The sequence below is a fragment of the Caldimonas thermodepolymerans genome (assembly GCF_015476235.1).
GTDB classification, from domain to species: Bacteria; Pseudomonadota; Gammaproteobacteria; order Burkholderiales; family Burkholderiaceae_C; genus Caldimonas; species Caldimonas thermodepolymerans.
The window spans coordinates 1,893,733-1,919,076 of the sequence record NZ_CP064338.1; the positions used below are offsets into that span (position 1 = coordinate 1,893,733).

At 71.5% G+C, this 25,344-nt stretch carries 19 protein-coding genes; 7 read left to right on the forward strand and 12 right to left on the reverse strand.

Annotated features, from left to right (window positions below):
• Nucleotides 1-64 precede the first annotated feature (64 nt).
• Nucleotides 65-1,708, forward strand: a complete 1,644-nt coding sequence (locus tag IS481_RS08930) for an ExeA family protein (RefSeq protein ID WP_104356762.1) — start codon at nucleotides 65-67, stop codon at nucleotides 1,706-1,708.
• Nucleotides 1,708-2,409, forward strand: a complete 702-nt coding sequence (locus tag IS481_RS08935; protein ID WP_104356761.1) for a general secretion pathway protein GspB — start codon at nucleotides 1,708-1,710, stop codon at nucleotides 2,407-2,409. Before IS481_RS08930 ends, IS481_RS08935 begins: the two co-directional genes overlap by 1 nt.
• Here the strand turns inward: IS481_RS08935 and IS481_RS08940 are convergent.
• Together IS481_RS08940 and IS481_RS08945 are read right to left on the reverse strand one after the other, a co-directional pair.
• Nucleotides 2,403-4,841 carry a membrane-bound PQQ-dependent dehydrogenase, glucose/quinate/shikimate family gene (locus IS481_RS08940; RefSeq protein WP_104356760.1) on the reverse strand — a complete coding sequence of 813 codons (2,439 nt, stop codon included), beginning with the start codon at nucleotides 4,839-4,841 and terminating at the stop codon, nucleotides 2,403-2,405. The two genes, IS481_RS08935 and IS481_RS08940, sit on opposite strands and share 7 nt — an antisense overlap.
• A 65-nt stretch (nucleotides 4,842-4,906) precedes the next feature.
• Complete coding sequence (locus IS481_RS08945; RefSeq protein WP_104356759.1) at nucleotides 4,907-5,230, reverse strand: thioredoxin family protein; 324 nt, start codon at nucleotides 5,228-5,230, stop codon at nucleotides 4,907-4,909.
• A gap of 549 nt (nucleotides 5,231-5,779) precedes the next feature.
• On the opposite strand from IS481_RS08945, the gene IS481_RS08950 reads away from it, so the two are divergent.
• Entirely contained in the window at nucleotides 5,780-6,085 is a 306-nt protein-coding gene (locus IS481_RS08950) for a hypothetical protein (protein WP_146079519.1), read from the forward strand.
• Between the two features lie 75 nt (nucleotides 6,086-6,160).
• Here IS481_RS08950 and IS481_RS08955 read toward each other — a convergent pair whose 3' ends face one another.
• The 8 genes from IS481_RS08955 to glgB all read right to left on the reverse strand — a co-directional run bounded on the left by IS481_RS08955 (nucleotide 6,161) and on the right by glgB (nucleotide 19,569).
• A complete protein-coding gene (locus IS481_RS08955) occupies nucleotides 6,161-6,778 on the reverse strand; it encodes a L,D-transpeptidase (protein WP_243654540.1) in 618 nt (205 codons plus the stop codon).
• 44 nt (nucleotides 6,779-6,822) lie between these two features.
• A complete protein-coding gene (locus tag IS481_RS08960; RefSeq protein ID WP_104356756.1) occupies nucleotides 6,823-7,851 on the reverse strand; it encodes a squalene/phytoene synthase family protein in 1,029 nt (342 codons plus the stop codon).
• 55 nt (nucleotides 7,852-7,906) lie between these two features.
• Nucleotides 7,907-9,184: an amylo-alpha-1,6-glucosidase gene (locus IS481_RS08965; RefSeq protein WP_104356755.1), complete on the reverse strand. Its 1,278-nt coding sequence runs from the start codon at nucleotides 9,182-9,184 to the stop codon at nucleotides 7,907-7,909.
• A gap of 144 nt (nucleotides 9,185-9,328) precedes the next feature.
• Nucleotides 9,329-11,488: a glycogen debranching protein GlgX gene (gene glgX, locus IS481_RS08970; RefSeq protein WP_104356754.1), complete on the reverse strand. Its 2,160-nt coding sequence runs from the start codon at nucleotides 11,486-11,488 to the stop codon at nucleotides 9,329-9,331.
• Nucleotides 11,489-11,572: 84 nt separating this feature from the next.
• Nucleotides 11,573-12,268, reverse strand: coding sequence for a mechanosensitive ion channel family protein (locus tag IS481_RS08975; protein ID WP_104356753.1), 696 nt, complete (start codon nucleotides 12,266-12,268; stop codon nucleotides 11,573-11,575).
• The gene (gene treS / locus IS481_RS08980; RefSeq protein ID WP_104356752.1) at nucleotides 12,255-15,605 is read right to left on the reverse strand and encodes a maltose alpha-D-glucosyltransferase; all 3,351 of its coding nucleotides are present in this window, start codon (nucleotides 15,603-15,605) and stop codon (nucleotides 12,255-12,257) included. The genes IS481_RS08975 and treS overlap by 14 nt, the downstream gene beginning before the upstream one ends.
• Nucleotides 15,606-15,620: 15 nt before the next feature.
• Nucleotides 15,621-17,663 carry an alpha-1,4-glucan--maltose-1-phosphate maltosyltransferase gene (locus IS481_RS08985; protein WP_104356751.1) on the reverse strand — a complete coding sequence of 681 codons (2,043 nt, stop codon included), beginning with the start codon at nucleotides 17,661-17,663 and terminating at the stop codon, nucleotides 15,621-15,623.
• Nucleotides 17,656-19,569, reverse strand: a complete 1,914-nt coding sequence (gene glgB, locus IS481_RS08990; protein ID WP_194963351.1) for a 1,4-alpha-glucan branching protein GlgB — start codon at nucleotides 19,567-19,569, stop codon at nucleotides 17,656-17,658. The genes IS481_RS08985 and glgB overlap by 8 nt, the downstream gene beginning before the upstream one ends.
• 204 nt (nucleotides 19,570-19,773) lie before the next feature.
• Between glgB and IS481_RS08995 the strand changes: the two genes are divergently transcribed.
• From IS481_RS08995 to IS481_RS09010, 4 genes are all read left to right on the forward strand, one after another.
• Complete coding sequence (locus tag IS481_RS08995) at nucleotides 19,774-20,121, forward strand: hypothetical protein (protein ID WP_104356749.1); 348 nt, start codon at nucleotides 19,774-19,776, stop codon at nucleotides 20,119-20,121.
• A gap of 70 nt (nucleotides 20,122-20,191) precedes the next feature.
• On the forward strand, nucleotides 20,192-21,442 hold the full coding sequence (locus tag IS481_RS09000; RefSeq protein WP_104356748.1) for a cytochrome P450: 1,251 nt from the start codon (nucleotides 20,192-20,194) through the stop codon (nucleotides 21,440-21,442).
• Nucleotides 21,443-21,574: 132 nt separating this feature from the next.
• Complete coding sequence (locus tag IS481_RS09005) at nucleotides 21,575-22,336, forward strand: PRC-barrel domain-containing protein (RefSeq protein WP_165908612.1); 762 nt, start codon at nucleotides 21,575-21,577, stop codon at nucleotides 22,334-22,336.
• A 30-nt stretch (nucleotides 22,337-22,366) separates the two neighbouring features.
• The gene (locus IS481_RS09010; RefSeq protein WP_104356746.1) at nucleotides 22,367-23,362 is read left to right on the forward strand and encodes an SDR family oxidoreductase; all 996 of its coding nucleotides are present in this window, start codon (nucleotides 22,367-22,369) and stop codon (nucleotides 23,360-23,362) included.
• A gap of 9 nt (nucleotides 23,363-23,371) precedes the next feature.
• On the opposite strand, the gene IS481_RS09015 is transcribed toward IS481_RS09010, so the two are convergent.
• A complete protein-coding gene (locus IS481_RS09015; RefSeq protein ID WP_104356745.1) occupies nucleotides 23,372-23,764 on the reverse strand; it encodes a ChaB family protein in 393 nt (130 codons plus the stop codon).
• A 59-nt stretch (nucleotides 23,765-23,823) separates the two neighbouring features.
• On the reverse strand, nucleotides 23,824-25,344 hold the full coding sequence (locus IS481_RS09020; protein WP_104356744.1) for a tripartite tricarboxylate transporter permease: 1,521 nt from the start codon (nucleotides 25,342-25,344) through the stop codon (nucleotides 23,824-23,826).

Below are 25,344 nucleotides of genomic sequence, written 5' to 3' on the forward strand. Positions count from 1 at the left end.
GGGGACACCGGCTTCGGCCGTCGCGTCGACAGGCTAGACTGCCACCCTGCTGCAGCCTGCTGACATGTACGCGAAGTTCTTCGGACTCAAGCAAGAACCGTTTTCGATCGCGCCCGATCCACGTTACCTCTTCATGAGCGAACGCCATCGGGAGGCGCTCGCGCACCTGCTGTACGGCGTGCGCGGCGGGGGCGGCTTCGTGCTGCTGAGCGGCGAGATCGGCGCCGGCAAGACCACCGTGTGCCGCTGCTTCCTCGAGAAGATCCCCAAGCGCTGCAACGTCGCCTACATCTTCAATCCCAAGCTCACGGTCGAGGAGCTGCTCCAGGCCGTGTGCGAGGAGTTCCGCATCCCGCTGCCCGAAGGCGGCCAGCGGGCGCTGACGGTGAAGGACTACGTCGACCGGCTCAACGAGTTCCTGCTGCGCACGCACGCCGTCGGACAGAACAACGTCCTGATCATCGACGAGGCCCAGAACCTTTCGGCCGACGTGCTCGAGCAGCTGCGCCTGCTGACCAACCTCGAGACCAGCGAGCGCAAGCTGTTGCAGATCATCCTGATCGGCCAGCCCGAGCTGCGCACCATGCTGGCGCGGCCCGAGCTGGAGCAGCTGGCGCAGCGCGTCGTCGCCCGTTTCCACCTGGACGCGCTGTCCGAGGCGGAGACCGAGCAGTACATCCGCCACCGGCTTGCGGTGGCCGGCATGGAGCGGCCGGTGCCGTTCGACCGCGGCGCGCTCCGGCGTATCCACGAGCTCTCGCGTGGCGTGCCCCGCCGCATCAACCTGCTGTGCGACCGTGCGCTGCTGGGGGCCTACGCGAGCGGGCGCAGCCGCGTCGACGAGCGCATCGTCGAGCAGGCCGCGCGCGAGGTCTTCGGTGCGCCGCGCAAGACGGCGTCGCGGCCGGTGCGCCGCATGGTGGCGGTCGGTGCGGTGGGCGTGGTCGCCGGTGCCGCGCTGATGGCCGCGATCGGCTACGCGATGCGCGGTACCGGCAAGCCCGTCGCGGCCATCGCGGCGGCCGCGCCCGCACCGGTGGCTTCGGCGGCGTCCGCCGGCCTGGCCCCGCGCGCCTCGGCGCCCGCGGTGCCGGCCGCAGCGGCGCGGCCGCAGGAAGACCTGCCGCCACGCGGCACCTTCAAGGCGCTGATCCCGGACGAACAGGAAGCCTGGCGCCAGCTGGCCGCGGCCTGGCAGCTGCAGCTCGGTCCGCGCGGCGACGCCTGCCAGGCGGCTCAGCGCCAGGGGGTGCACTGCTACCGCACGGCACGCAGCACCCTGGCGCAGATCCGGCTGCTCGACCGGCCGGGCATCCTGACTCTCGACGACGGCAGCCGCGACGGCGGGCGCGTGCTGCTGACCCGGCTGACCGCCGAGGAAGCGGTGCTGCGCGTGGGCGACATCGCGCACACCGTGCCGCTGTCGGCGCTGGCCCAGGTGTGGCGCGGCGACTTCGCCACCTTCTGGCGCGCGCCGGCCGGCTACGACAACAAGGCGGTCTCGGACCGCGGCCCGGTGGCCGAATGGCTGGCTCAGCAGCTCGCGAAGGTGCCCGGCCTGCCCAGCGAAGGCCCGCTGCGCGCGCGCATCCAGGCGTTCCAGCTGGCCGAAGGGCTGGAGGCCGACGGGCTGGCGGGACCGGTCACGTTCATGCAGCTCAACCGCGTGATCGGCGTCGACGAGCCGCGCCTGCAGGGAGTGCACTGATGTCCTACATCCTCGAAGCCTTGCGGCGGGCCGAGGCCGAGCGCGAACGCGGCGCGGTGCCGGGCCTGCATTCGCACACGGCGCCGCCGCCCGCAGGCGAGGCACCCGCGTCGCTGGCCGCGCGCCCCTGGGCCTGGATCGGCGTGGGCGCAGCCGTCGGCCTGCTCGTGCCGCTGGCCGCATGGTGGTTCTGGGGGAGCCAGCCCCAAGCGACCGGGGTCGTGGCGGCCCCGCCTGCCGCACCGGCGTCCCCCGCCCTGCCCCCGGCCCCGCCGGCGCGCGAGGCGGCCGCTCCCGTGCCGCGGGACCCGGCGCCGCCCGTGGTGGCCATCGCGCCGCCGGTGGTGGAGCGGGTCGCCCCTCCGCCACCACCGCCCGCCCCTGCCCCGGTCCCGGCCCAACCTGCCGCTGCCACGCCGGCCGCGCCGTCGCCCGCAGCTGCCGAGCCGGCACCGCCCCCGACCACCGAGGCGAGGATCTACCGGCAGGCCGAGCTGCCCGACGAGGTGCGCCGCAACCTGCCGGCCCTGACGGTGAACGGGTCGGTGTACTCGCCCCTGCGGGCCGACCGCCTGCTGATCCTCAACGGCCGGCCGGTGCGCGAAGGCGAAGCGGTGGCCCAGGACCTCACGCTGGAGGAGATCCGGCTCAAGAGCGCGGTGCTACGCTATCGCGACTACCGCTACACGATCGACTACTGACCGGAACGCGGCAGCGCATACGCGATGACGTGGTCGCCGGCCTGGGTGCCGAGCGAACCGTGGCCGCCCGCCACCACCAGCAGGTACTGCCGCCCGTCCTCGCCCAGGTAGCTCATCGGGGTGGCCTGGCCGCCGGCCGGCAGGCGTTGCGTCCACAGCTCGCGCCCGGTGGCCAGCTCGTAGCCGCGCACGTAGTAGTCCAGCGTCCCGGAGAGGAACGCGACGCCGCCTGCGGTGACCAGCGGCCCGCCCAGCGAGGGCACGCCCATGCGGAACGGCAGCGGCACGGGCGAGCTGTCGCGCACCGTGCCGTTGCGGTGCTTCCAGATCACCTCGCCGGTACGCAGGTCCACCAGCGCGACATGGCCCCAGGGCGGCGCCTGGCACGGGATGCCGAGCGGCGAGGTGAACGCGCCCATCTTCACCGCATAGGGCGCGCCGAAGTTCTCGTTCAGCGCGGGCAGCGGCTCGACGGGCTGCTGGCCCTGCACGTGCAGCGAGGTGTCGTCGCGCCGTCGCACCAGCTGCGAGGTGAAGGCCAGGTAGGCCGGCGTGGTGAACGCCACCTGCTGCACCGGGTCGACCGCGATGCCGCCCCAGTTGAACACGCCGAAGTTGCCGGGATAGACCAGCGTGCCCTCCAGCGACGGCGGCGTATAGCGTCCCTCGTAGCGCAGCCGGCGGAAGGCGATGCGGCAGTACAGCTGGTCGAACAGGGTCGTGCCCCACATGTCGCGCTCGCGCAGCGGCTCGGGTTCGAACGACAGCGCCGAGACCGGCTGGGTCGGCGCGGTGCGGTCGTCTTCGACCGCGCCTTGCGGGACGGGCCGCTCTTCCACCGGCAGCAGCGGACGGCCGTCGCGCCGGTCGAGCACGAACAGCTCGCCCTGCTTGGTCGGCTGCACCAGCGCCGGCACGCGCTCGCCGTCGATGGTCAGGTCCACCAGCGTGGGCTGCGAGGGCACGTCGTAGTCCCACAGGTCGTGGTGCACGGTCTGGAAGTGCCAGCGCACCTTGCCGGTGGCCAGATCCAGCGCGACCACGGAGGACCCGTAGCGCTCGACGTCCTCGCTGCGCTGCCCGCCCCACTGGTCCGGCGGCTGGTTGCCCAGCGGCACGTAGACCAGGCCGAGCTCGGTGTCGACGCTGGAGATGGACCAGCTGTTGGGCGAGCTCGGCGTGTAGGTGGCGTCGGGCGCGATCGGCTCGGTGGCCTCGGGCCGCGCCGGGTCCCAGTTCCAGACCAGCGCGCCGGTGCGCACGTCGAAGGCGCGGATCACGCCCGAGGGCTCGTTGGTGCTGACGTTGTCCAGCACCGTGCCGCCGACCACGACCACGCGGTCGGTCACCACCACCGGCGAGGTCGAGTAGTAGCCGCCCGCCCGCTTGTTCGGCATGTTGGCCCACAGGTCGATCTGGCCGGTGCCGCCACCGAAGCTGCGGCAGACCTGCCCGTCGTCCGGGTTCAGCGCGATCAGGCGCCCGTCGGCCGTGGGCATGAACAGCTTCGCCGGGCAGTCGTCCGTGGCCGGCGCGTCTTCCGCCGCGACGGGCTGGGAGCCGGAGCCGACCGGCGCACGCCCGGTGGCCGCGGGCGTCGCGGCGGTCCCTGGTGGCAGGTAGGACAGTCCGCGGCAGGTCAGGTGCTGCAACGCCAGCTCGCCTTCGATGCGCGGGTTGAAGCGCCAGACCTCGGCACCGGTGGTCGCATCGAGGGCCACCACCTGCTGGTGCGGCGTGCACAGGAACAGGCGGTTGCCGACCTTGAGCGGCGTGACCTCGAAGGTGGTTTCCTCCGGGTCGCCCGGCTGGCCCCGCATGTCGCCGGTGCGGAAGTGCCAGGCGACTTCGAGCCGCGCGACGTTCTGCGGCGTGATCTGGTCCAGCGGCGCGTAGCGCTGGCCGTGGCCGGTGCGACCATAGGCATGCCACTCACCGGCCGGCACGGGATCGTCAAGGGCCGCGGCGTTGCCCTGCAGCGGTGGCAGGCGCCCCTCGATGCGGTGCGGGTCCCGGGCCCACGAGGCCACGGCGACGACGACGAAGGCCAGCAGCGCGACCCCCAGCGCGATGCGGCCACCGCGCAGCGCCGGCGGTTCCAGGCGCCGCGCGATCCAGGGCGTGAGCAGCAGCAGGCCGAGCAGGAACGGCACGTTGTTGCGGATCGCCAGCGGCCACCAGTCCAGGCCGGCTTCCCACAGCGACCAGGCGATGGTCAGCCCCACCAGCGCCGCGAAGCTCCACAGCGCATGGGCGCGGCGGCGCGCCAGCAGCGCGGCGCCCAGCAGCATCAGCAGACCGGCCGCCAGGTAGTACCAGGCCCCGCCCAGGCTCAGCAGCCAGCCCCCGCCGATGGCCAGGGCCAGGCCCATGATGACGAGCAGCAGGGTCGTCAGCAGCAACAGCAGGGATGCGTGGGGTCGCACGGGCATCGGTCGCCTCCGTCGGCAGGTGGATGGTCCCGTCGACGGGCAAATTCGGCGCCTGCCGTGTCGGGCTACACGATGCCGGCCAGCGCCTGCGCGATCGCGGCCGCGTCCTGGGGGCGCACCAGCCGCGTGGTCTCCTGGCCGTCGCGCAGGAAGACCAGCGTCGGCCACAGCTTGACCTTGAAGGCGCGTCCCAGCGGCCGTCCCTTGCCGTCCTCGATCTTCAGGTGCCGCACCTCGGGATGCGCGGCCAAGGCCTGCGCGATCAGCGGCTGCGCGCCTTGGCACCAGCCGCACCACGGGGCGCCGAACTCGAGCAACAGGGGGCCGTGGCTGGCGTCGATCTCGGCGCGGGTCGGTTCGGCGATTTCGTACTGGCGGCTCATGGCCATGGCGGCACTCCGGATGGCGTTGTGCGGATCACTTTTCCGCGGACGGGCAAATTGTGCTCCGGCGATGCTGCGTGCGTGCGGTGGCGCGGGCGGCGCGCCCGGCCGCCTCCGTGCGCCGGCCTGCCGGGGTGAAGGTCCATGCCTGCGTCCCGCCTCCCGCGAGCGCTCGCTGCTGCGGATCCCGGGGCGAATCCGGTTCACCCATGGGGTCGACTCTTCGTCGTGAGGATGCGGATCGGGCCTCGCTTGGACCGGGCCGCTGAGCGCCAGCGACGCGGGCTTCTACCTGTTGATCTCGCGCGAGGAGGCCGGCAGGCCGGTCGGCTTCGGTCGCTGCGGCGGGCTGGCCACGATGCTCGCGCTGCGGTTGCCGTGGTGGGTGGGACGGCTGCCGCGTCGGGTGCCGCGTGGCGTCGGTGATCGGCTGACACGCGCGGGCGATCGCGGGCATGTGGGTTGCACGGCAAAGGTGTCGGGACGCCGGACGATTTCGTGGCTCGCCGAGCCCGCCGGTGCCCGTCGATCATCCCACCCTCACAGGAGACTCTGATGACCTCATTGACCAAGCGACTGGCCCTGGCCGCCGCGCTGTCCGCCGCCTTGGGCATGGCCCATGCGCAATCGACCGGCACGCCGGGCACGGCGCAGGGCTCGGGTGCTGCACCGACCACCCAGCCGGAAGCCGCCACCAATCCGGGCGGCGCTGCCACGCCGGAAGGTCGCGCCATGGGCAACGAAGCGGCCAGCGGCACCACCGGCACGACGCAGGGCACGCAAGGTATGGACTCGTCGTCCGACAGCATGGGCAGCAGCACGACGATGGAAGAGCGCGCCCCGCGCGCAGACCGCAACTGACCCTCGTCCTGCCGGGCGTGGCCACCCTGCGCGCCCGGCAGGACCGCACCCGACCGCATGGTCCGGTGCCTGGCATCAGTCCAGGAAGCCCAGCACCTCGTGCACCGGACGCGTTTCCGGCAGCACGTACACGACCGCATGGCGGGCCCGGAAGGTGGGCTTCAGGACGCGATCGTAGAAGTCCGCCGGCACGTTGATGCAGCCGTACGAGATGCGGTTGTCGGCAATGGTCGGTGACGCCAGCCGTTCGAGGCGCCGTTCGCGCGGGTTGGTCGCGCGGACGCGGTGCATCGAAACAGCAGCCTCGTAGTCCACCCAGATGATGTCCTCGCCCTGCACGTTGCGGCCATGCTCGGCCACGAAACGGCCCGCCGGCGTGGTGCGCTCGTGGGGCCGGATCTCGGACATCCTGCGCTCGCCGATCCCGGGTACGGAATGGTCGCCGCGTGCCAGCCCGAGCAGCACCGGTGCCGTCCCCTGCACGCGCCCCAGGGCGTCGTAGACGTGCAGGCGCGCTCCCGTCTTGTCGACGATCGCGAAGGCCATGCCCTGCGCGTCGCCGCTGCGCACCACGGCGTGGGCCACCTGCTGCACGACGCGCGCGCGCTCGCCCTCGTCGGCGCGGGACGCCGCCCATGGCAGGCACGCCCCGGCTGCGAGCATCGCCACGGCGCCCAGGTGCTTGAACGGCATCGGCATCTCCCCAAGGTGCGGCATGCGCCGCCCTGCCGCCTCGTTCAGCAAGCGGGGTGCCCGTCCAGCGCGCGGCAGGCGGCTTCGACCTCGGCCCAGGCCCGGTCGAACCAGTGCCGCAGCGCCCGGTCGGACAGGGCGAGCCACACCGAGCGGCCCAGGATGCGGTACACCTCGCCGCGCCGCACCTTGCTGCGGTGCCCCGGATCGGGCCAGTGCGGGTTGCGCGCGAGCTCGCGCAGGGTGGCCAGGCCGATCATCAGCGGCCAGAGGCTGGCCAGTCGCAGGCGCAGCGCACGACGCGGGATCGCCAGCACGTACGCCGCGGCCTGCCGGTACAGCGCGAGCGCCTCCAGGCTCAGCCGCCCCAGTGCCGGCAGCGCCTGGGGGCGCCCGAGCGGCCTGCCTTCCGGTGCGCCGGTGTACGCGCTCGGCAGGTAGCAGCGCCCGGCGGCCAGGTCCTCGCCGCAGTCGCGCAGCACGTTCGTCAGCTGCAGCGCCTTGCCGTAGTCCACTGCGAGCGCGCTCATCTGCGCGGCGGGCCAGTTGCGCACCGCCGGGCAATGGCGCATGGCCATCGCGGTCCAGAACTCGCCGACGCAGCCGGCCACGAGGTAGGTGTAGCGATCGAGTTCGGCGCGTTCGGCCAGCATCACCGGGGTGGCCGCCGTGCCGCCGGCAAAGCGGCGCAGGTCGTATTCCATCCCGTCGACCAGCGTGCCCAGCACGCGGCGGATCGCGGCCTGGTCTGCCGGGTCCAGGCGTTGCAGCAGCTGCAGTGCCTCGGGCAGCGCCGCCCACAGGCGGCGTTCGTCGTCCTGCCACGCCGGGGCCGCCGGCGGCAGGACCATGCCCTGCCCCAGGAACGCCGCGCGCAACTGCGCGAGGCCGGCGAGCCGCACGGCTTCGGGCTGGCCGGGCGTGTCGGCAACCGTGTCGGCCGCCCGCGCGAGCAGGTAAGCCAGGCTGACCGGCGTGCGCAGCCCCGCAGGCAGCGCCCGCAGGCTGAGATAGAAGGAGCGTGAGACGCGCTGCAGCAGTTCGCCCAGCAGCGCACCGGTGCGGTCGGTCATCGGCGATCGGCGTGAGGCCGCCCATGCGGCCGGCGCATTCTCGCCGATGCGGTGTTCAGATGGCGTAGCGTCCGCCGTCGAGCGCTTGCCTGGCGACCAGGAAGGCCGCGGCGTTCCAGCTCTGGCCGGCCATGCCGCACGGCTGCAGCGTGCGGCCGTGGAACCACTCGGTGAAGCGCCAGTCGTCCAGGCTCAGTGCCTGCGCCAGCTTGCCAAGCTCCTGCTGCGCCTGGTCGCGCTTGCCGAGCTGGGCCAGCGCCAGGGTCCAGAAGCCGCCGACGAACGGCCAGATGCCGCCGTTGTGGTACTGGTGCGGATGGTTCTGCCGGTGCCGGCCCATGTAGGCGCGCCACAGCGGATCGCGCGGGGACAGCGGGTCCACCACCACCCGCACCGGATAGGGGTCGGCCACGCGTGCCCGCGACAGCGCCTGCACGATGCCTTCGGCCATCGAGTCGCCGGCCAGGCCGTAGAGGATGGCCAGCACGTTGCCGAACACGTCGCCCTCGTTGCCGGCGAAGGACAGGTTCACGAAGCTGAGGTACAGGTCCGGGTTGCGCCGGCCGCGACGCGCGTAGTGGCCCAGCAGGCGGCTGCGCCGGTAGTCGGGCAGGTCGCGCCGGAACGGGTGGAACAGGTGGTTGAAGTGGTCGTGCGTCTCCTCCTGCCGCGGCAGGTCGTACAGGCGCTTGACGCGGTACCACAGCGCGTTGGTGTAGAGCACGAAGCCCGAGCGCGGCATGATGTCGGCCCAGTCGCTGGCCTCGTTCTGCTGCAGCAGGAAGAAGCGCTGGTGCTCCTGCGCCTGCAGCCAGGCGATCGCCTTGCGCACCTGGGGCTCCCAGCCGCCCTGCGCCTCGCACAGCGGGCTGTGGCGCCGCAGGTGGTCGACCGCGATGAGCCACCACAGTGTCGCGTCGATGCAGCCCAGGTACCAGAAATCCGCATCCTGCCCTTCCGGGTCGACGTACTTGGGGATCTGGCCGTTGGGCGCCTGCGCGCGCGCCAGCGCATCGATGCTGGCCAGCGCGCCGCGCTCCAGCGGTTCGACCCCGCTGCCGGCCATCGCCAGCACGCAGATCGCGGCGTCGCGGCCGAAGATGCGCGTGTAGCGGCGCGCCTCGGCCGCCTCGGTGGGGCTGGCCGCGAGGATGCCCTGCGGCGTCAGGTTGTCCTGCAGCAGCCGCAGCGACTCGACGGCGCAGCGGTCGAGCAGGTTGGGCGAGCCGGCCAGGCCCGCAGGCCGCAGCACGCGCGCCGGGCCGGCGACCGCCTCGGGGGCCGGTCCCGGGCGGGCAGCCGCGTCGCGGCTCGGGAGGATCTGCGGGTTCATGGTCGTTCCTGGCACATGGACTGCAGACCAGTTTAGGGAGGGTTTGGCGCACCGCCACCCCCGGATGGGGTGCGCGCGCCCTGCGCGTGACCCATTCAACGGCCGGATGTCACGCGTTGGCCGTGCGTTGCATGCGGCGGTGCCTTACCCCGGGGTGGCCGGCGTGTGCATGGGGCGCGTCAGCACCGCGAGCGATCGCCCCTGCAGCGGGTAGTGTTCACCGCGTGCGTGCTGCGTGGGCGGCGCTTCGCCGGTGTCGTGGCGCGTGTCGACCAGCGCGGTCCACGGCGCGCCTTCCAGCGGCGGCATGTGGAAGGCGATTTCGCTCTCGTGCGCGTTGAACAGGACCAGGAAATCGTCATCCTGCAGCGGCTCGCCGTGCGGAGAGACGTCGTCCAGCCCGGCGCCGGCCAGGTAGACGCCCAGGCAGCGGGCATGCTCGTGTTCCCAGGCCTCGGTGCCCATCTCGGTGCCGTCGGGCTTGAGCCACAGCAGGTCCTTCAGGTGCCCGCCCAGCAGGGCCTTGCCCTCGAAGAAGTCGCGCCGGCGGAAGGTCGGGTGGCCGCAACGCAGCTCGATCAGCCGGCGCACGAACTGCTGCAGCGCCTCGCGCTCGGGTGTGGGCGTCCAGTCGATCCAGCTGATCTCGTTGTCCTGGCAGTAGGCGTTGTTGTTGCCGTGCTGCGTGTGCCCGCGCTCGTCGCCGGCCAGCAGCATCGGCACCCCCTGCGACAGCAGCAGCGTGGCCAGCATGTTGCGCTTCTGGCGCTCGCGCAGCGCGTTGATGCCGGGGTCGTCGGTCGGCCCTTCGGCGCCGCAGTTCCACGACAGGTTGTGGTTGTTGCCGTCGCGGTTGTCCTCGCCGTTGGCTTCGTTGTGCTTGTCGTTGTAGGAGACCAGGTCGTGCAGCGTGAAGCCGTCGTGTACGGTGATGAAGTTGATGCTGGCGTGCGGGCGCTTGCCGGAGCGGCCATACAGGTCCGACGAGCCGGTCAGCCGCGTGGCGAACTCCCCGATCAGCCCGCCGTCCCCCTTCCAGTAGGCGCGCATGCCGTCGCGGTAGCGGTCGTTCCACTCGGCCCAGCCGAGCGGGAAGTTGCCGACCTGGTAGCCGCCATGCCCCAGGTCCCAGGGTTCGGCGATCAGCTTGACTCGGTTGAGCGTCGGGTCCTGCCGGATCACGTCGAAGAAGCCGCCCAGGTGCTCCACCCTGCCCCGCTCGCGTGCCAGTGCCGAGGCCAGGTCGAAGCGGAAGCCGTCGACGTGCATCTCCTCGACCCAGTAGCGCAGCGAGTCCATCACCATCTGCAGCACGCGCGGGTGCATCAGGTTGAGCGTGTTGCCGCAGCCGGTGAAGTCGTTGTAGTAGCGCGGGTTCTCCTCCGACAGCATGTAGTAGGCCGCGTTGTCGATGCCGCGCAGCGACAGCGTCGGGCCGAGCTGGTTGCCTTCGCAGGTGTGGTTGTAGACCACGTCGAGGATGACCTCGATGCCTGCCGAGTGCAGGCTCTTGACCATGGTCTTGAATTCCTTGACCTTGCGCGAGTACGAATACCGCATCACCGGAGCCAGGAAGCCGAAGGTGTTGTAGCCCCAGTAGTTCTGCAGCCCCTTCTCGGCCAGGTAGCGGTCGTTGACGAAGGAATGCACCGGCATCAGCTCGACCGTGGTGATGCCCAGGTGCTTGAGGTAGCTGACCGAGGGCGCCGACCCCAGCCCGGCGTAGGTGCCGCGCAGCGGCTCCGGCACCTTCGGGTTGAGCATCGAGAACCCGCGCACGTGCAGCTCGTAGATGACCATGTCGTGCCACGGGATCTCGGGGCGGCGGTCCTCGCCCCAGGTGAAGGCGGCTTCCAGCACCCGGCACTTGGGCAGGTAGGGGGCGCTGTCACGGCGGTCGAACGACAGGTCCTCCTTCCTGTGGCCGACGGTGTAGCCGTACAGCGCGTCGTTCCAGCGCAGCTCGCCGACGAAGTCCTTGGCGTACGGGTCGACCAGCAGCTTGTGCGGATTGAACCGGTGCCCCTCCTCCGGCCGGTAAGGCCCGTGCACGTAGTAGCCGTAGGTCTGCCCGGGGCGGGCTTCGGGCAGGTAGCAGTGCCACACGTGGTCGGTGCACTCCTTCATCGTGACGCGCTGGCGCTCGCGTCGGCCCGAGGGGTCGAACAGCGCCAGCTCGACCTTCTCGGCGTGTTCGGAGAACACGGCGAAGTTGACGCCTTCGCCGTCCCAGGTCGCCCCGCGCGGATAGGGCTTGCCCGGCCAGACGGCGGTGATCGGCGCTTCTCGGTCGGAGGATCTCATGGTCGGCCTGTGTGGTGATGCTGCGAAAGACGTTGCGTGCTGCGCCCGCGCTGCCTGCCGGCCCCGGGGCGCCGGGCCGGGCTGTCAGGAATCGTCGATGTCGTGGCGGGACCGGCCGGGCGTGGGCCACCACTGCTCCAGCCGCGCGGCGGCCCAGTCCTTGCCGCCCAGCCCGAAGGCGAGCGCGAAGGCCAGCACGATGCCGCCCAGCAGGATCAGGAAGGCATGCCGCACGATCACGCCGCCGATGTCCAGCTGGTCCAGCGCGATGATGACGACGAAGGCGGTGATGGCGTACCGGGCCAGCCGGCCCAGCGAATCGGCGTCGCGGATGCCGATGCTGCGCGTGTAGGCGGTGACCGAGGTGCCGACGAAGCGAGCGAAGTACATCCCGAACGCCAGGATCAGCAGCCCGACGACGACGCGCGGCACGAACAGCATCACGCGGCCGAGCAGCTCGGTGACGTAGGCCGCGCCCAGGCTGTTGAACGCGACGATCAGCGCGGCCAGGATCACCACCCAGTAGGCCAGCCGGCCGAGCAGGTCCACGGTGTCGGAGCTCGTGCCGCCGCGCTGCAGGAAGCCGTCCATGCCCGAGCGCTGGGTGACGATGTGGAGGTTGACGGCGCGCAGCCCCTTGACCAGCCCGAAGCGCAGCGCCCGCGCGAGCAGGTAGCCCACCAGCAGCACCACTGCCGCCAGCGCGAGCCGCGGCAGGAAGGCCGCGATCTGGTACAGGAAGGCCCGCGCGGGGTCGAGCAGCACTTCAATGCTTTCCATCGGGGCCTCCTGGGACCAGCGAGGCCAACCCGTGCAGCGGGATCTCCACCCAGTCCGGTCGGTGATCGAGCTCGTAGCGCAGCTCGTACAGCGCCTTCTGCAGCTCGAACAGCCCCAGCAGCCCGGCGCCCGGCGTCAGGGTGTCGTACAGCCCGGCGCTGCCCGCGGTGGCATGGTAGGCGTCGAGGAAGGCCAGGCGCACCTGGGCTTCCCATTCGGCCGCATGGGGCACCAGCGCGTCGTGTTCCTCGGGCGTCTGCGCCACCTGGCGCAGCGCCACCGCGCGCACGTAGCTGAAGGAGCGCAGCATCCCGGCCACGTCCTTCAGCGGCGACTGCTTCTCGCGGCGGGCCTCGAAGCTGTGACCCGGCTCCCCTTCGAAGTCGGTGATGATGAAGTCGTTGCGCTGCAGCAGCACCTGCGCCAGGTGGTAGTCGCCATGATGGCGCGTGCGCAACCCGTGCTGCGGCGCCGCCGCGGACTGCGCGATGCACTGCAGGACCGCGTCGCGGCGCTCGAAGACGCGGCGTGCCAGGGGCAGCACCCGCGGCGGCAGGGTCTGCAACGCGGCTTCCAGCCGGTCCAGCGTGTCGCGCGCCTGTGTGCCCGCGCGCTCGGCGTATGACGCGAGGTCCTCGGCCCGGAGGGGCTCGGGCTCGAAGGCCGGGTCGCCATGCGCCTGAGCAAAGGCCAGGTGCAGCTGGGCCGTGCGTTCGGCCAGCGTGCGCACCAGTGCCAGGTAGGCACCGTGCACGTCCGGCGGCACGGCTTCGGTGCTGGCGCGGCGCAATTCCAGGTAGCGCTCCAGGTAGTCCAGCGTGTAGGACCAGCCGTCGCCCTGGTTGGGCACGTAGGCCTGCACGATGCCGAGCGTCGCGCGGCTGCCGTCGCTGCCTTCGTACTCGATCACCCCGGCCACCGGCACGCAATGCGGGAAGCGGGCCTGTTCGGCCAGGAAGCGGCCGATCTCGTACTCGGGGTTCATGCCCTCTCGCAGGCGCCGGTAGCCCTTGAAGAACAGGCGCTCGTCCAGCGTCACCAGGGTGTTGCTGCTCTGCCCTTGCGGCTTGCGGATCGCCAGCCACGGCAGGTCCGGGCCGGCCAGCTCGGCAAAGGCGTCGGTCGGGCGGAAGCGGATCACGCCGTGCACGGTCGGGATCTCGCGCGCCTGCCCGAGCGCGGCCATCACCGCGCGCGTGAACGCGTCGTCCTGGAAGGCGTCGCCGACCACGCCGACGTTGGCCTGCTGACGGATGCGCGCGGCGGTGTTGAGCGCGACGCTGCGGTAGCGCTCCTCGTCCTGCTCCTCCCAGGCCAGGGCGAGCGGCACGAAGTAGCGCGGACGGTCGGCCGGGCCGTCCAGCTCGGTCAGCGCGAGCATCCAGCTGTGGTTGCCGTACTCCCAGATCGCCTGGTCGACCAGCCGCACCCGCTGCACCGCCTCGCCCTTGGACGCGTACCAGCGCTGCGCCTCGATGTAGCGCGGCAGCGTGTCGGTCTCGAACTGCTCGCGGATCTTCAGCGCCAGCCCGATGCGCCAGGGCACGACGTGGTCGCGGAACAGGCTGTTCCAGCCGTCGAACAGCACCAGCACCGGCCGGTCCTCGGTGGGCAGCACCTCCTCGTGCCAGGTCGGCACGGCCGCGTCGGTCGCGAGGCGGAACCAGTAGAAGCCGTGTGCCGGCAGTGTCAGCAGGTACGGCAGCTCGCCGATGGGCGGAAAGGTGGTGCGCCCGAGCAGCTCGACCGGCACGCGCGACTTGTAGGCCGAGAGGTTCAGCTCCACCGGCTGGGCCGAGCGCGACAGGTTGGCCACGCACAGGATGGTGTCCTCGCCGTGCTCGCGCAGGTAGGCCAGGATCTTGCGGTTGCCCGGCCGCAGGAAGGTCAGCGAACCGCGCCCGAAGGCGTGGCTGGTCCTGCGCACCGCGAGCATGCGGCGCATCCAGTTCAGCAGCGACGAGGGGTCGCGCAGCTGTGCCTCGACGTTGACCGACTCGTAGCCATACACCGGGTCCATGATGGGCGGCAGGTACAGGCGCTGCGGGTCGGCGCGGCTGAAGCCGGCGTTGCGGTCCGGGCTCCACTGCATCGGGGTGCGCACGCCGTTGCGGTCGCCGATGAACACGTTGTCGCCCATGCCGATCTCGTCGCCGTAGTAGATGATGGGCGAGCCCGGCATGGACAGCAGCAGGCTGTTCATCAGCTTGATGCGGTCCATGTCGTTGTCCATCAGCGGCGCGAGCCGGCGGCGGATGCCCAGGTTGATGCGCGCACGCGGGTCGGCGGCGTACATGCTGTACATGTAGTCGCGTTCCTTGCTGGTCACCATCTCCAGCGTCAGTTCGTCGTGGTTGCGCAGGAAGATGGCCCACTGGCAGGTGGGCGGGATCTCCGGCGTCTGCTGCATGATCTCGACCACCGGGTAGCGGTCCTCCTGTGCCATCGCCATGTAGATGCGCGGCATCAGCGGGAAGTGATACGCCGCGTGGCATTCGTCGCCGTCGCCGAAATAGTCGCGCACGTCCTCCGGCCACTGGTTGGCCTCGGCCAGCAGGAAGCGGTTCGGGTAATGGGCGTCGATCGCCGCGCGCAGCTGCTTGATGACCGCGTGGGTCTCGGGCAGGTTCTCGTTGCTGGTGCCGTCGCGCTCGACCAGGTACGGGATGGCGTCGAGCCGGAAGCCGTCCACGCCGCGGTCCAGCCAGAAGCGCATCACCTTGAACACTGCCTCCAGCACCAGCGGGTTGTCGAAGTTCAGGTCCGGCTGGTGGCTGAAGAAGCGGTGCCAGTAGTAGGCCCCGGCCACCGGATCCCAGGTCCAGTTGGAGGTCTCGGTGTCGGTGAAGATGATGCGCGTGCCCAGGTACTTCCGGTCGGTGTCGCTCCAGACGTAGAAGTCGCGCTCGGGCGAGCCGGGCGGGGCCTGGCGCGCACGCTGGAACCAGGGGTGCTGGTCCGAGGTGTGGTTGATGACCAGTTCGGTGACCACGCGCAGGCCCCGCCGGTGCGCTTCGTCCAGCATCAGCTGGAAGTCCTCCAGCGTGCCGTACTGCGGGTGCACCTCCTCGTAGCGGGCGATGTCGTAGCCGTCATCCTTGAGCGGCGACGGGTAGAACGGCATCAGCCAGAGCGTGTTGACCCCCAGGTCGCGGATGTAGTCCAGCCGGGACGCCAGGCCCCGGAAGTCGCCCATGCCGTCGTCGTTGGAGTCGAAGAAGGCCTTGACGTTGAGCTGGTAGATGACCGCGTCCTTGTACCAGAGCCGCTCGTCGTCATCGGGCGGGACCTGGCCGGCGTCCGGGGACGCCAGTTGCGGGGTGCGCGGGGCGTTCATGTCGGGGGACCTTGCTCAATCGAATCCGTCGAAGTCCTGCTCGCTGCGCACCCGGTGTTGCAGGCGGAACACGTGGGCCGGGACCTGGGAGGGGTCGAGGAGGATGAAGTTGCGGGTACCGTTCCAGACGAAGCGCTGATCGGTGAGCAAGTCATGTACCTGACAGGGCTGGCCCGCGTCGATGCCGAGCGCCTCGGCCTCCAGGTCCAGCCAGCCCGACTGCACGTGGTGCGGATCCAGGTTCACGACGGTGAGGATGACGTTGTCGCCGTCGGCGCTGCGCTTGGCGTAGGCGATCAGCTGCTCGTTGTCCGTGGGGAAGAAGCGCAGGCTGTCGTTGGACTGCAATGCCGGGTTGTCGCGCCGGATGCGGTTGATGCGCGCGACGAAGTGCCGCAGGCTGTCGGCGCGATCGAGGTCCCAGTGGCGCAGCTGGTACTTCTCGGAGTCCAGGTATTCCTCGCTGCCCGGCTTGAGCGGCGCGTGCTCCATCAGCTCGTAGGCCGGCCCGTAGATGCCGTAGCTGGCGCTCAGCGTCGCGGCCAGCACCAGCCGCGCCATGAACGCGGAGCGCAGCCCGGACTGCAGCGCCTCGTGCAGGATGTCCGGCGTGTTCGGCCAGATGTTGGGGCGGAAGTACTCCCTGCCCGGCCCCTGCGACAGCTCGGTGAAGTACTCGGTCAGTTCCTGGCGTGTGTTGCGCCAGGTGAAGTAGGTGTAGGACTGGGTGTAGCCCAGCTTGGCCAGCCGGTGCATCACCTTGGGGCGGGTGAAGGCCTCGGACAGGAAGATCAGGTCGGGGTGCTCGCGCTGGAGCGCGTCGATGCACCAGGCCCAGAACGCGAACGACTTGGTGTGCGGGTTGTCGACGCGAAAGATCTTCACGCCCTGCGCGATCCAGTGGTCGAAGATGCTCTTGAGCTCTGCCCACAGCGCCTGCCAGTCGCTGCTCTCGAAGTTGAACGGGTAGATGTCCTGGTACTTCTTCGGCGGGTTCTCGGCGTACTGCACCGTGCCGTCCGGGCGCCAGCGGAACCACTCGGGGTGTTCCTGGACGTACGGATGGTCGGGCGCGCACTGGAAGGCGATGTCCAGCGCGATCTCGATGCCGTGGTCGCGCGCGCGCTCCACCAGGTGCCGGAAGTCCTCCAGCGTGCCCAGCTCCGGATGCACCGCCTTGTGGCCGCCCTCTTCCGCGCCGATCGCCCAGGGGCTGCCCACGTCGTCCGGTGCGGCCGTCAGGGTGTTGTTCCTGCCCTTGCGCCTGGTTCGCCCGATCGGATGGATCGGCGGCAGGTAAAGCACGTCGAAGCCGAGCTCGGCCACGTACGGCAGGCGCGCCTCGACGTCGCGCAAGCTGCCGTGCCGGCCCGGTTCGGGCGCGGCCGAGCGCGGGAACAGCTCGTACCAGGTGCTGAAGCGCGCGCGTTGGCGGTCGGCCACCAGCGGCAGCTCCACCGGGTGGATCGCCGCGAACTTGCGGTCGGGATGGCGGTCGGCCAGCTCGGCCAGCTCCGCATCCAGCGCCAGGGCCTTGAGCGCCTGCGTGTCGGTGGCTGCCCCCGGCCCGGCTGCGGCGCCGCGCAGCCGCCGCGCCCAGTCCTTGAGGCGGCTGCGGTCGGCTCCGCCGGCGCGTGCGGCGGCCTCCTCCAGCAGCACGCCGCCGGCCAGCGCGGCGACGCGGATGTCCTCGGGATCGGTGCGGCGCTCGAGCTCGTGCCGCCAGGACCGGAAGTGGTCCACCCAGGCCGTGACGGTGTAGCGGTAGCGGCCTGGGGCCGGGGGCGCGAAGCCGGCCAGCCACTCGTCGTTGTAGCGCTGCTGCATCTCCACTTCCTGCCAGCCGGCGTCCGCCTCGGCGCGCCACAGCAGCAGCACGCGCAGCATGTCGTGGCCGTCGGCGAAGACATGCGCCTCCACCTGCACCGGCTCGCCGGCGATGCGCTTGACCGCGAACCGGCCCCCGTCGACGCAGGGGTGCACGGCATCGATCACGGCACGCACGCGCCCGTCGGGGACGGCGCCCTTGCGCGCGGGGCGGCGACGGGCCTCAGCCATGGGCCTCGTGCCTCAGCACGATGGTGGACAGCGGCGGCAGCGTGAGGCTCACCGACTGCGGCTGCCCGTGGGCCGGCTGCGGCACCGCGTCGACGCCGCCCAGGTTGCCCCAGCCGGCGCCGCCGAACTCCCGCGCGTCGCTGTTGACGATCTCGCGCCAATGCCCCGGCGCCGGCACGCCGACCACGTAGCGGGTGCGCGGCTCGGGCGTGAAGTTGCACACCACGAGCAGCGTGGCGGCCTGCGCAGCCTTGCCCCTGCGCAGGAAGGCGATCACGGTCGATTCGGTGTCGTTGGCCTCGATCCACTCGAAGCCGGCCGGCTCGAAATCCACCTCGTGCAGCGCCGGTTCCTCTCGCAGCACGCGGTTGAGCTGTTGCATGTAGCGTTGCACGCCCCCATGGTCGGGCAGCTGCGCCAGGTGCCAGTCGAGCTCGCCTTCGTGCGTCCACTCGCGGCGCTGGCCGAACTCGCCACCCATGAACAGCAGCTTCTTGCCGGGATGGGTCCACATGTAGCCGTACAGCGCGCGCAGGTTGGCGAACTGCCGCCAGGGATCGCCAGGCATGCGGCTGAGCAGCGAGCCCTTGCCGTGCACCACCTCGTCGTGCGAGAGCGCGAGCACGAAGTTCTCGTTGAAGGCATAGACCAGCGAGAAGCTCAGCCGTCCCAGGTGGTACATGCGATGGATCGGGTCTTCCTTCATGAACGACAGCGTGTCGTGCATCCAGCCCATGTTCCACTTCATGCCGAACCCGAGCCCGCCCAGGTGGGTCGGGCGCGAGACCATCGGCCAGGCGGTCGATTCCTCGGCCACCGTCATCACGTCCGGGTGCTCGCGGTACACGGCGCGGTTGAGCTCGCGCAGGAAATCGATCGCGTCCAGGTTCTCCTTGCCGCCGTGCACGTTGGGGATCCACTCGCCCGGCCGGCGGCCGTAGTCCAGGTACAGCATCGAGGCCACCGCGTCGACGCGCAGCCCGTCCAGGTGGTAGGTGTCCAGCCAGTACAACGCCGAGGACAGCAGGAAGCTGCGCACCTCGAGGCGGCCGTAGTTGAAGATGCTGGAGTTCCAGTCCGGATGGAAGCCCTGGCGGGGGTCGGCGTGCTCGTACAGGTGCGTGCCGTCGAAGTACTGCAGGCCGTGCTCGTCGCTCGGGAAATGCGACGGCACCCAGTCGAGCAGCACGCCGATGCCGTGGCGGTGCAGGTGGTCGACGAAGTACATGAAGTCCTGCGGCGTGCCGTAGCGCGCCGTGGGCGCGAAATAGCCGGTGGTCTGGTAGCCCCAGGAGCCGTAGAACGGGTGCTCGGTGACGGGCAGCAGCTCCACGTGGGTGAAGCCCATCGCCTGCACGTACTCCGCCAGCGCGTGGGCAAGCTCGCGGTAGCCCAGGGGCTGCCCGTCGGCGCGCCGCCACGAGCCTGCGTGCAGCTCGTAGATCGAGACCGGCGCGTCGAGTGCGTTGCGTGCCGCGCGCGTGCGCATCCACCCCTCGTCCTGCCATTCGTGGTCCAGGCTCCAGATGCGCGAGCCGGTCGCCGGCGGCACTTCCGCATGGACCGCGAACGGGTCGGCCTTGTCGACCACGTAACCTCCCTGCCCGTGCACGCGGTACTTGTAGACCTGCCCGTGGCGGGCCGCGGGGGCGTGGCCTTCCCAGATGCCGCTGCCGTCGGGGCGAGGCGCGAGCCGGTCGGCCCCGGGCGACCAGCCGTTCCACTCGCCGGTCACGGACACGGCATTGGCGTTGGGCGCCCAGACGGCGAAGCGTGCACCGCCGCCCGGATCCAGGTGGCAGCCGAGCTTTTCGTGCAGCCGCGCATGCGTGCCTTCCCGGAACAGGTAGACGTCGTGGTCGGTGATCGCGGCGGGCCGTGCGGCCCGCCTGCCTTGTTCGTGCATCGGTCGTCCTTGCCGCGTGGGGCCGTATGCCTGCATGCCGCAGGTGCGCATGGCGCGCGGCAATCCCTGTGCCCGCGGCCGGCCCGGCCAAGCGCGCTAGCATGTCGGCCTTTGCGCCAGGAATGACGCGATGAGCTTGCGCCGAACGATGCCGTTCTTCTTTCCGATCCGCCCGGCCCGGGCGCGCGTGCCGGGCTGCCACGCATGAGCACGCCCTCCGTTCCCGAGCACTGGGAGACCGATGCCGGCAGCGGCGACGTCGCCCACCTGGACATCCCGGCCGATGCCGTGCGCGACCGCCTGTTCGAGGTGTCGTGCACCTTCGTCGTCACGCACCGCGGCGACGCACCGGCCCGCCACGGCCTGCGCGTGCTGGTCGACGGCCGCCACCAGTGGTCGCGCGAGGTGCCGACGCACCCGGGCCAGGACACGCTGGACGTGAGCTTCCGCTGTCCCGTGCCGGTCGGCTCCCCGTTGCGCATCACCGCGATCGGCTCGGTGCACGGGGCGCTGCGCCAACGCCTGCTGGTCGTCGCTGAAGAACAGCTCTGACCGGCGCCCGCGCGAAGGCACGCCGGTTGCCGAAACCTCCGCAGCTCCACGGAGGTGACCCGTGTCCCGCATGCCCCGCGACCCCCGGCTGGACAGCAGCCTGGCCCTGCTCGCCGATCCGTACCGCTACATCGGCAAGCAATGCCGGGCATTCGGCACCGACCTGTTCGAGGCGCGCCTGCTGCTGCAACCGGCCATCTGCATGACCGGCCCGGCCGCCGCTGCGCTGTTCTACGACCCGCAGCGCTTCGTGCGTGCCGGCGCGGCGCCCGGGCCGTTGCGCGCGACGCTGTTCGGCAACGGTGGCGTGCAGGGCCTGGACGGTGCGGACCACCACCACCGCAAGGCGCTGTTCATGGCGCTGATGCAACCGGCCACGGTGGCCGAGCTCGGGCAGCGCTACCAGGAGCAGCTGGAACGCAGTGCCGCCGGCTGGATCGGCCAGCGGCGCGTGAGGCTCTACGAGGCGCTGCACCTGCCGCTGGCGCGGGCAGTGTGCGCCTGGGCCGACGTGCCCTGGCCCGAGGCCGAGGAAGCGGGCCGCTGCGCCGACCTCGTGGCGCTGTTCGACCAGGCCGCCGCCCCGGGCCGCGGCCACTTCTTTCATGCGCGCGCGGCGCGCAAGCGTTGCGAGGCCTGGGCGGGCCGACTCGTCGAGGCGGTGCGGCAGGGACGGCAGCCGGTGCGCGCCGGCAGTGCCCTCGCGGCCGTCGCCATGCACCGCGACGCAGGGGGCCAGCGCCTGCCCGTGCCGGTGGCCGCGGTCGAACTGCTGAACCTGTTGCGCCCGACCGTGGCGGTGTCGGTCTACGTCGTCTTCGTCGCGCATGCCTTGCACCGCCACCCCGAATGCGCGCTGGCGCTGCAGCAGCGCAGCAACGGCGACTACGCCGAATGCTTCGTGCACGAGGTGCGGCGCTGCTATCCCTTCTTCCCGGCGGTGGTCGCTCGCGTGCGCGAGGATTTCGAATGGAACGGCTACGCCTTCCCTGCCGGCCGCCGGGTGCTGCTGGACCTGTACGGCACCAACCTCGACCCGCGCACCTGGCACGATCCCCTCTCCTTCCAGCCGGAGCGTTTTCGCGAGCGCACGCCCGGCCGGTTCGACTTCGTGCCGCAAGGCGGCGGCGACCCGCACCTCGGCCACCGTTGCCCGGGCGAGGCCATCGCGCTGGAGCTGATGCAGCGCTCGGCGCGGTTCTTCGCCACCCGGCTGCGCTATGCCGTGCCCGAGCAGGACCTCACGCTGGACATGACGCGCGCGCCGGCGCTGCCGCGTGACCGCATGGTGATCGCACAGGCGATGCCCGCGCTGCCCTGATCCCCCTCCGCGCTGCGGGTACGCCCCTTGCCGCAAGCGGGGCGTGCATGTGCTTGTCCGGGAGCCCCGATGCCGAGTACCCCATCTGGCCGCCGTGCCGGGCTGCTGGCCGCCACTTGCGGCCTTGCCCTCATGCTGGCCGCCGCCTGGCCGGCCCTGGCGGCGGATGCCGGCACCCCTCGCGGGCCGGTCTCGGCCTCGCCCGACCTGCGCGCCAGCCGCCTGCTCGGCCGCGAGGTGCGCGACCCGCAGGGACGGGACCTGGGCGAGGTTCGCGACCTGATCGTCGACCTCCATTACGGGCGGCTGCACTACGCCATCCTCGCCTTCGGCGGCGTCCTGGGGCTGGGCGAGAAACTGCATGCCGTGCCGGTCAGCACGCTGCAGTGGACCGGCGCCCGGTGGGTGCTGGACCTGCCACGCGGGCGCGTCGAGCGGGCCCCGGGCTTCGAGCGCAGCCGATGGCCCGACTGGCAGGACCATCCCTACCGCGACGCGGTCGACCGCCACTTCGGCAGCGACGTGGCCCCTCGCCGGGACAGCGGCGAGCGCCTGATGCGCATCACCCGCTTGCTCGGCCTGGACGTGGAGGACCGCGACGGCCGGGAGCTGGGCGAGATCGAGGACGTGATCGTCAACCTGGGCCGCAGCGAGCTGCGCTATGTCGTGCTGGAGCTGGACGAGCGCTGGCAGCCCGGCGACAAGCTGCTGCCGCTGCCCCTGGGTGCCCTGAGTGTGCCGCAGGGACGCGGCGGCGACGCGCTGCTCAACGTCCCGCGCGACCAGCTGGACCCGTTCACGAGCTTCGACGAAGACCGGTGGCCGGACCTGGACGACCCGGCCTTCCGCGACCAGGTGGACCGGCTGCTGCGCGTCGACCCGCCGGCGCGCTGAACCGGTTGCCTCCACCGACAGGGAGATCCCATGCGCACGAGCGAGCCGCTGGTCGTGGTGGTGACGGGGGCCTCGGCCGGCATCGGCCGCGCCACGGTGCGCGCCTTCGCGGCGCGCGGGGCCTGGGTGGCGCTGCTGGCGCGCGGGACCGACGGACTGGCAGCCGCGCGGCGCGAGGTCGAAGCGGCCGGCGGGCGCGCGCTGGTGCTGCCCACCGACGTCGCCGACGCCGCCCAGGTGGACGCCGCGGCCGCGCGCATGATCGAGGCCTGGGGCCACATCGACGTGTGGGTCAACAACGCGATGGCGACCCTCTACGCCCCTTGCGAGCAGATCGTCCCGGACGACTTACGCCGTGCCACCGAGGTCACCTACCTGGGCGCGGTGTGGGGCACGCTTGCCGCGCTGCGCCACATGAAGCCGCGCAACCGCGGTGTCATCGTGCAGGTGGGCTCGGCGCTGGCGTACCGATCGATCCCCTTGCAGGCCCCCTACTGCGGCGCGAAGGCGGCGTTGCGCGCCTTCACCGACTCGCTGCGTTCGGAGCTGATCCATGACCGCAGCGCGGTGGCGCTGACCATGGTCCAGCTGTCGGCCTTCAACACCCCGCAGTTCGACTGGGCGCGCACCACCTTGCCCTGCAGGCCACGACCGGTGCCACCGGTCTTCCAGCCCGAACTCGCCGCGCAGGCCATCGTGTGGGCCAGCCGCCACCCGCGCCGCGAGGTCACGGTGGGCTTTCCGGCGTGGCAGGCCATGCTGGCGCAGAAGCTTGCCCCCGGACTGCTCGACCGGCTGCTCGCGCGGCAGGGCTACCGTGGCCAGCGCAGCGACACCCCCCTGCCGCCCGGCCACCCCGACAACCTGCATGCCCCGGTGCCGGGCGACCACGGCGCGCACGGTCGCTTCGACCACGGCGCGCGGCGCACCAGCTGGCAGTGGTGGCTGCACCACCACGCGCCGGAAGCCATCGCCACCCTCACCGCCGGGCTGCTGGCGCTGGCCCTGGCGCTGGTGCTGCGCTGAAGCGGTGCCTCAGTGGCGGTGCCGGGCCACCGCGCGCGCCAGTTCCTCCTTGCCCATGCGCGAACGCCCGGCAATGCCCAGGGCCTGCGCCTGGGCGTACAGCTCCTGGCGCGTGTGGCCCCGCACGTCCACGCCGCCCGCGGTGGCCTGGGGGCGTTCGCGCGCGGCGCGTCCCGACTGCGCGGCCTGGGCATCGGACGGCCCCTTGCGTGCCTTGGCGACCCACCGGTCGCCCACCTTCTCGAAGCCGTGCTTCAAGGCAGCATAGGCAGTGCGGGCGGCACGTGCGCCGCTGCCGTAGCTGTCCTCGGCACTGCGCAGCGCCTTGGCATAGGTGCGCTGCGCCTTGTCGGACGAGCGTTCCAGCGTGCCGGGCATCTCGACTCCGTACTTCCTGCTCATCGCGGCATCCTCCTGGTGAGAAGGAGGCAGGCAAACGCCATGCGCGGTCGCGTGAGGGCTCAGGCCGGCTGGTCCTGCACCGCCTGCCGTGCGGCCGCGCGCTGCCGCCGCCACGCGAACAGCGGCGGCAGGGCAAGCAGCAGCGCCGCGATCAGCAGCAGGCTGCCCGACAGCGGCCGGGTCACGAAGGTGCTCCACTGGCCCTGGCTGATCGTGAGCGCCTGGCGCATCGACTGCTCCATCATCGGCCCGAGGATCAGCCCGACCACCAGCGGCGCGACCGGGAAGTCGAAGCGTCGCATCGCGTAGCCCAGCGCGCCGAACGCGTACAGCAGGCCGACGTCGAAGACCGAGTTGCTCGCGCCGTAGACCCCGACCGTCGAGATCAGCACGATGCCGGCATACAGCAGCGGCGCCGGGATGCTGAGCAGCTTCACCCACAGCCCCACCAGCGGCAGGTTGAGCAGCAGCAGGATGACGTTGCCGATGTACAGGCTCGCGATCAGCGTCCACACCAGCCCGGACTCCGACGTGAACAGCATCGGCCCTGGCTGCAGGCCGTAGCCCTCGAAGGCCGACAGGATCACCGCGGCGGTGGCCGAGGTCGGGATGCCCAGCGTCAGCAGCGGCATCAGCACGCCGGCGGCCGAGGCGTTGTTGGCGGCCTCCGGCCCGGCCACGCCCTCGATCGCGCCCTGGCCGAACTCCTCCGGGTGGCGGGAAAGCTTCTTCTCGGTGTAGTAGGACAGCAGCGTCGGCAGCTCGGCGCCGCCGGCGGGCATGGCCCCGATCGGGAAGCCGAACAGCGCGCCGCGCAGCCAGGGCTTCCAGCTGCGCCGCCAGTCCTCCTTGCCGAGCCACAGGCGGCCGCTGACCTTGAGCACCTCGCTCTGGCCCTGGCGCCCTTGCCAGGCCAGGTACAGCGCCTCGCCGACGGCGAACAGGCCGACCGCCGCGGCGGTGAACTCGATGCCGTCCAGCAGCTCGGCCGTGCCGAAGGTGAAACGCGGCTGCCCGCTTTGCAGGTCCACCCCGACCAGCCCGAACAGCAGGCCCATGCACAGCGAGATCAGCCCGCGCAGCACCGAGGAGCCGAGCACCGCGGTGACCGCGACCAGCGACAGCACCATCAGGCTGAAGTATTCCGCCGGACCGAACCTCAGCGCCGCCTCGACGATCCACGGCGCGAAGAAGGTCAGCGCCAGCGTGCCGATCGTGCCGGCGACGAAGCTGCCGATCGCCGCCGTCGCCAGCGCCGGCCCGGCGCGGCCGCGGCGCGCCATCTTGTAGCCCTCCAGCGCGGTGACCACGGTGGCCGACTCGCCCGGCGTGTTGATCAGGATGGAGGTGGTCGAGCCGCCGTACATCGCGCCGTAGTAGACGCCGGCGAACATCACGAACATCGCCGCGGCCGGCACCTTGTAGGTCAGCGGCAGCAGCAGCGCGATGGTCAGCGCCGGCCCGATGCCGGGTAGCACGCCCACCAGCGTGCCGAGCAGGCAGCCGATGAAGCCGTAGATCAGGATCTGAGGTTGCAGCGCGGCGGCAAAGCCGCCCATCAGCGCGTCGAAGGTCTCCAT

What these genes read in the sequence shown, in the direction of transcription:
- glgB (WP_194963351.1), bottom strand. Translation starts at nt 19,569, where the DNA reads ATGCACGAACAAGGCAGGCGGGCCGCACGGCCCGCCGCGATCACCGAC.
- IS481_RS09000 (WP_104356748.1), top strand. Translation starts at nt 20,192, where the DNA reads ATGCCCCGCGACCCCCGGCTGGACAGCAGCCTGGCCCTGCTCGCCGAT.
- IS481_RS08940 (WP_104356760.1), bottom strand. Translation starts at nt 4,841, where the DNA reads ATGCCCGTGCGACCCCACGCATCCCTGCTGTTGCTGCTGACGACCCTG.
- IS481_RS08955 (WP_243654540.1), bottom strand. Translation starts at nt 6,778, where the DNA reads ATGCCGTTCAAGCACCTGGGCGCCGTGGCGATGCTCGCAGCCGGGGCG.
- IS481_RS09005 (WP_165908612.1), top strand. Translation starts at nt 21,575, where the DNA reads ATGCTGGCCGCCGCCTGGCCGGCCCTGGCGGCGGATGCCGGCACCCCT.
- IS481_RS08975 (WP_104356753.1), bottom strand. Translation starts at nt 12,268, where the DNA reads ATGGAAAGCATTGAAGTGCTGCTCGACCCCGCGCGGGCCTTCCTGTAC.
- IS481_RS08945 (WP_104356759.1), bottom strand. Translation starts at nt 5,230, where the DNA reads ATGGCCATGAGCCGCCAGTACGAAATCGCCGAACCGACCCGCGCCGAG.
- IS481_RS08935 (WP_104356761.1), top strand. Translation starts at nt 1,708, where the DNA reads ATGTCCTACATCCTCGAAGCCTTGCGGCGGGCCGAGGCCGAGCGCGAA.
- IS481_RS08960 (WP_104356756.1), bottom strand. Translation starts at nt 7,851, where the DNA reads ATGACCGACCGCACCGGTGCGCTGCTGGGCGAACTGCTGCAGCGCGTC.
- IS481_RS08965 (WP_104356755.1), bottom strand. Translation starts at nt 9,184, where the DNA reads ATGAACCCGCAGATCCTCCCGAGCCGCGACGCGGCTGCCCGCCCGGGA.
- IS481_RS08995 (WP_104356749.1), top strand. Translation starts at nt 19,774, where the DNA reads ATGAGCACGCCCTCCGTTCCCGAGCACTGGGAGACCGATGCCGGCAGC.
- IS481_RS08985 (WP_104356751.1), bottom strand. Translation starts at nt 17,663, where the DNA reads ATGGCTGAGGCCCGTCGCCGCCCCGCGCGCAAGGGCGCCGTCCCCGAC.
- glgX (WP_104356754.1), bottom strand. Translation starts at nt 11,488, where the DNA reads ATGAGATCCTCCGACCGAGAAGCGCCGATCACCGCCGTCTGGCCGGGC.
- IS481_RS09010 (WP_104356746.1), top strand. Translation starts at nt 22,367, where the DNA reads ATGCGCACGAGCGAGCCGCTGGTCGTGGTGGTGACGGGGGCCTCGGCC.
- treS (WP_104356752.1), bottom strand. Translation starts at nt 15,605, where the DNA reads ATGAACGCCCCGCGCACCCCGCAACTGGCGTCCCCGGACGCCGGCCAG.
- IS481_RS08930 (WP_104356762.1), top strand. Translation starts at nt 65, where the DNA reads ATGTACGCGAAGTTCTTCGGACTCAAGCAAGAACCGTTTTCGATCGCG.
- IS481_RS08950 (WP_146079519.1), top strand. Translation starts at nt 5,780, where the DNA reads ATGACCTCATTGACCAAGCGACTGGCCCTGGCCGCCGCGCTGTCCGCC.
- IS481_RS09020 (WP_104356744.1), bottom strand. Translation starts at nt 25,344, where the DNA reads ATGGAGACCTTCGACGCGCTGATGGGCGGCTTTGCCGCCGCGCTGCAA.
- IS481_RS09015 (WP_104356745.1), bottom strand. Translation starts at nt 23,764, where the DNA reads ATGAGCAGGAAGTACGGAGTCGAGATGCCCGGCACGCTGGAACGCTCG.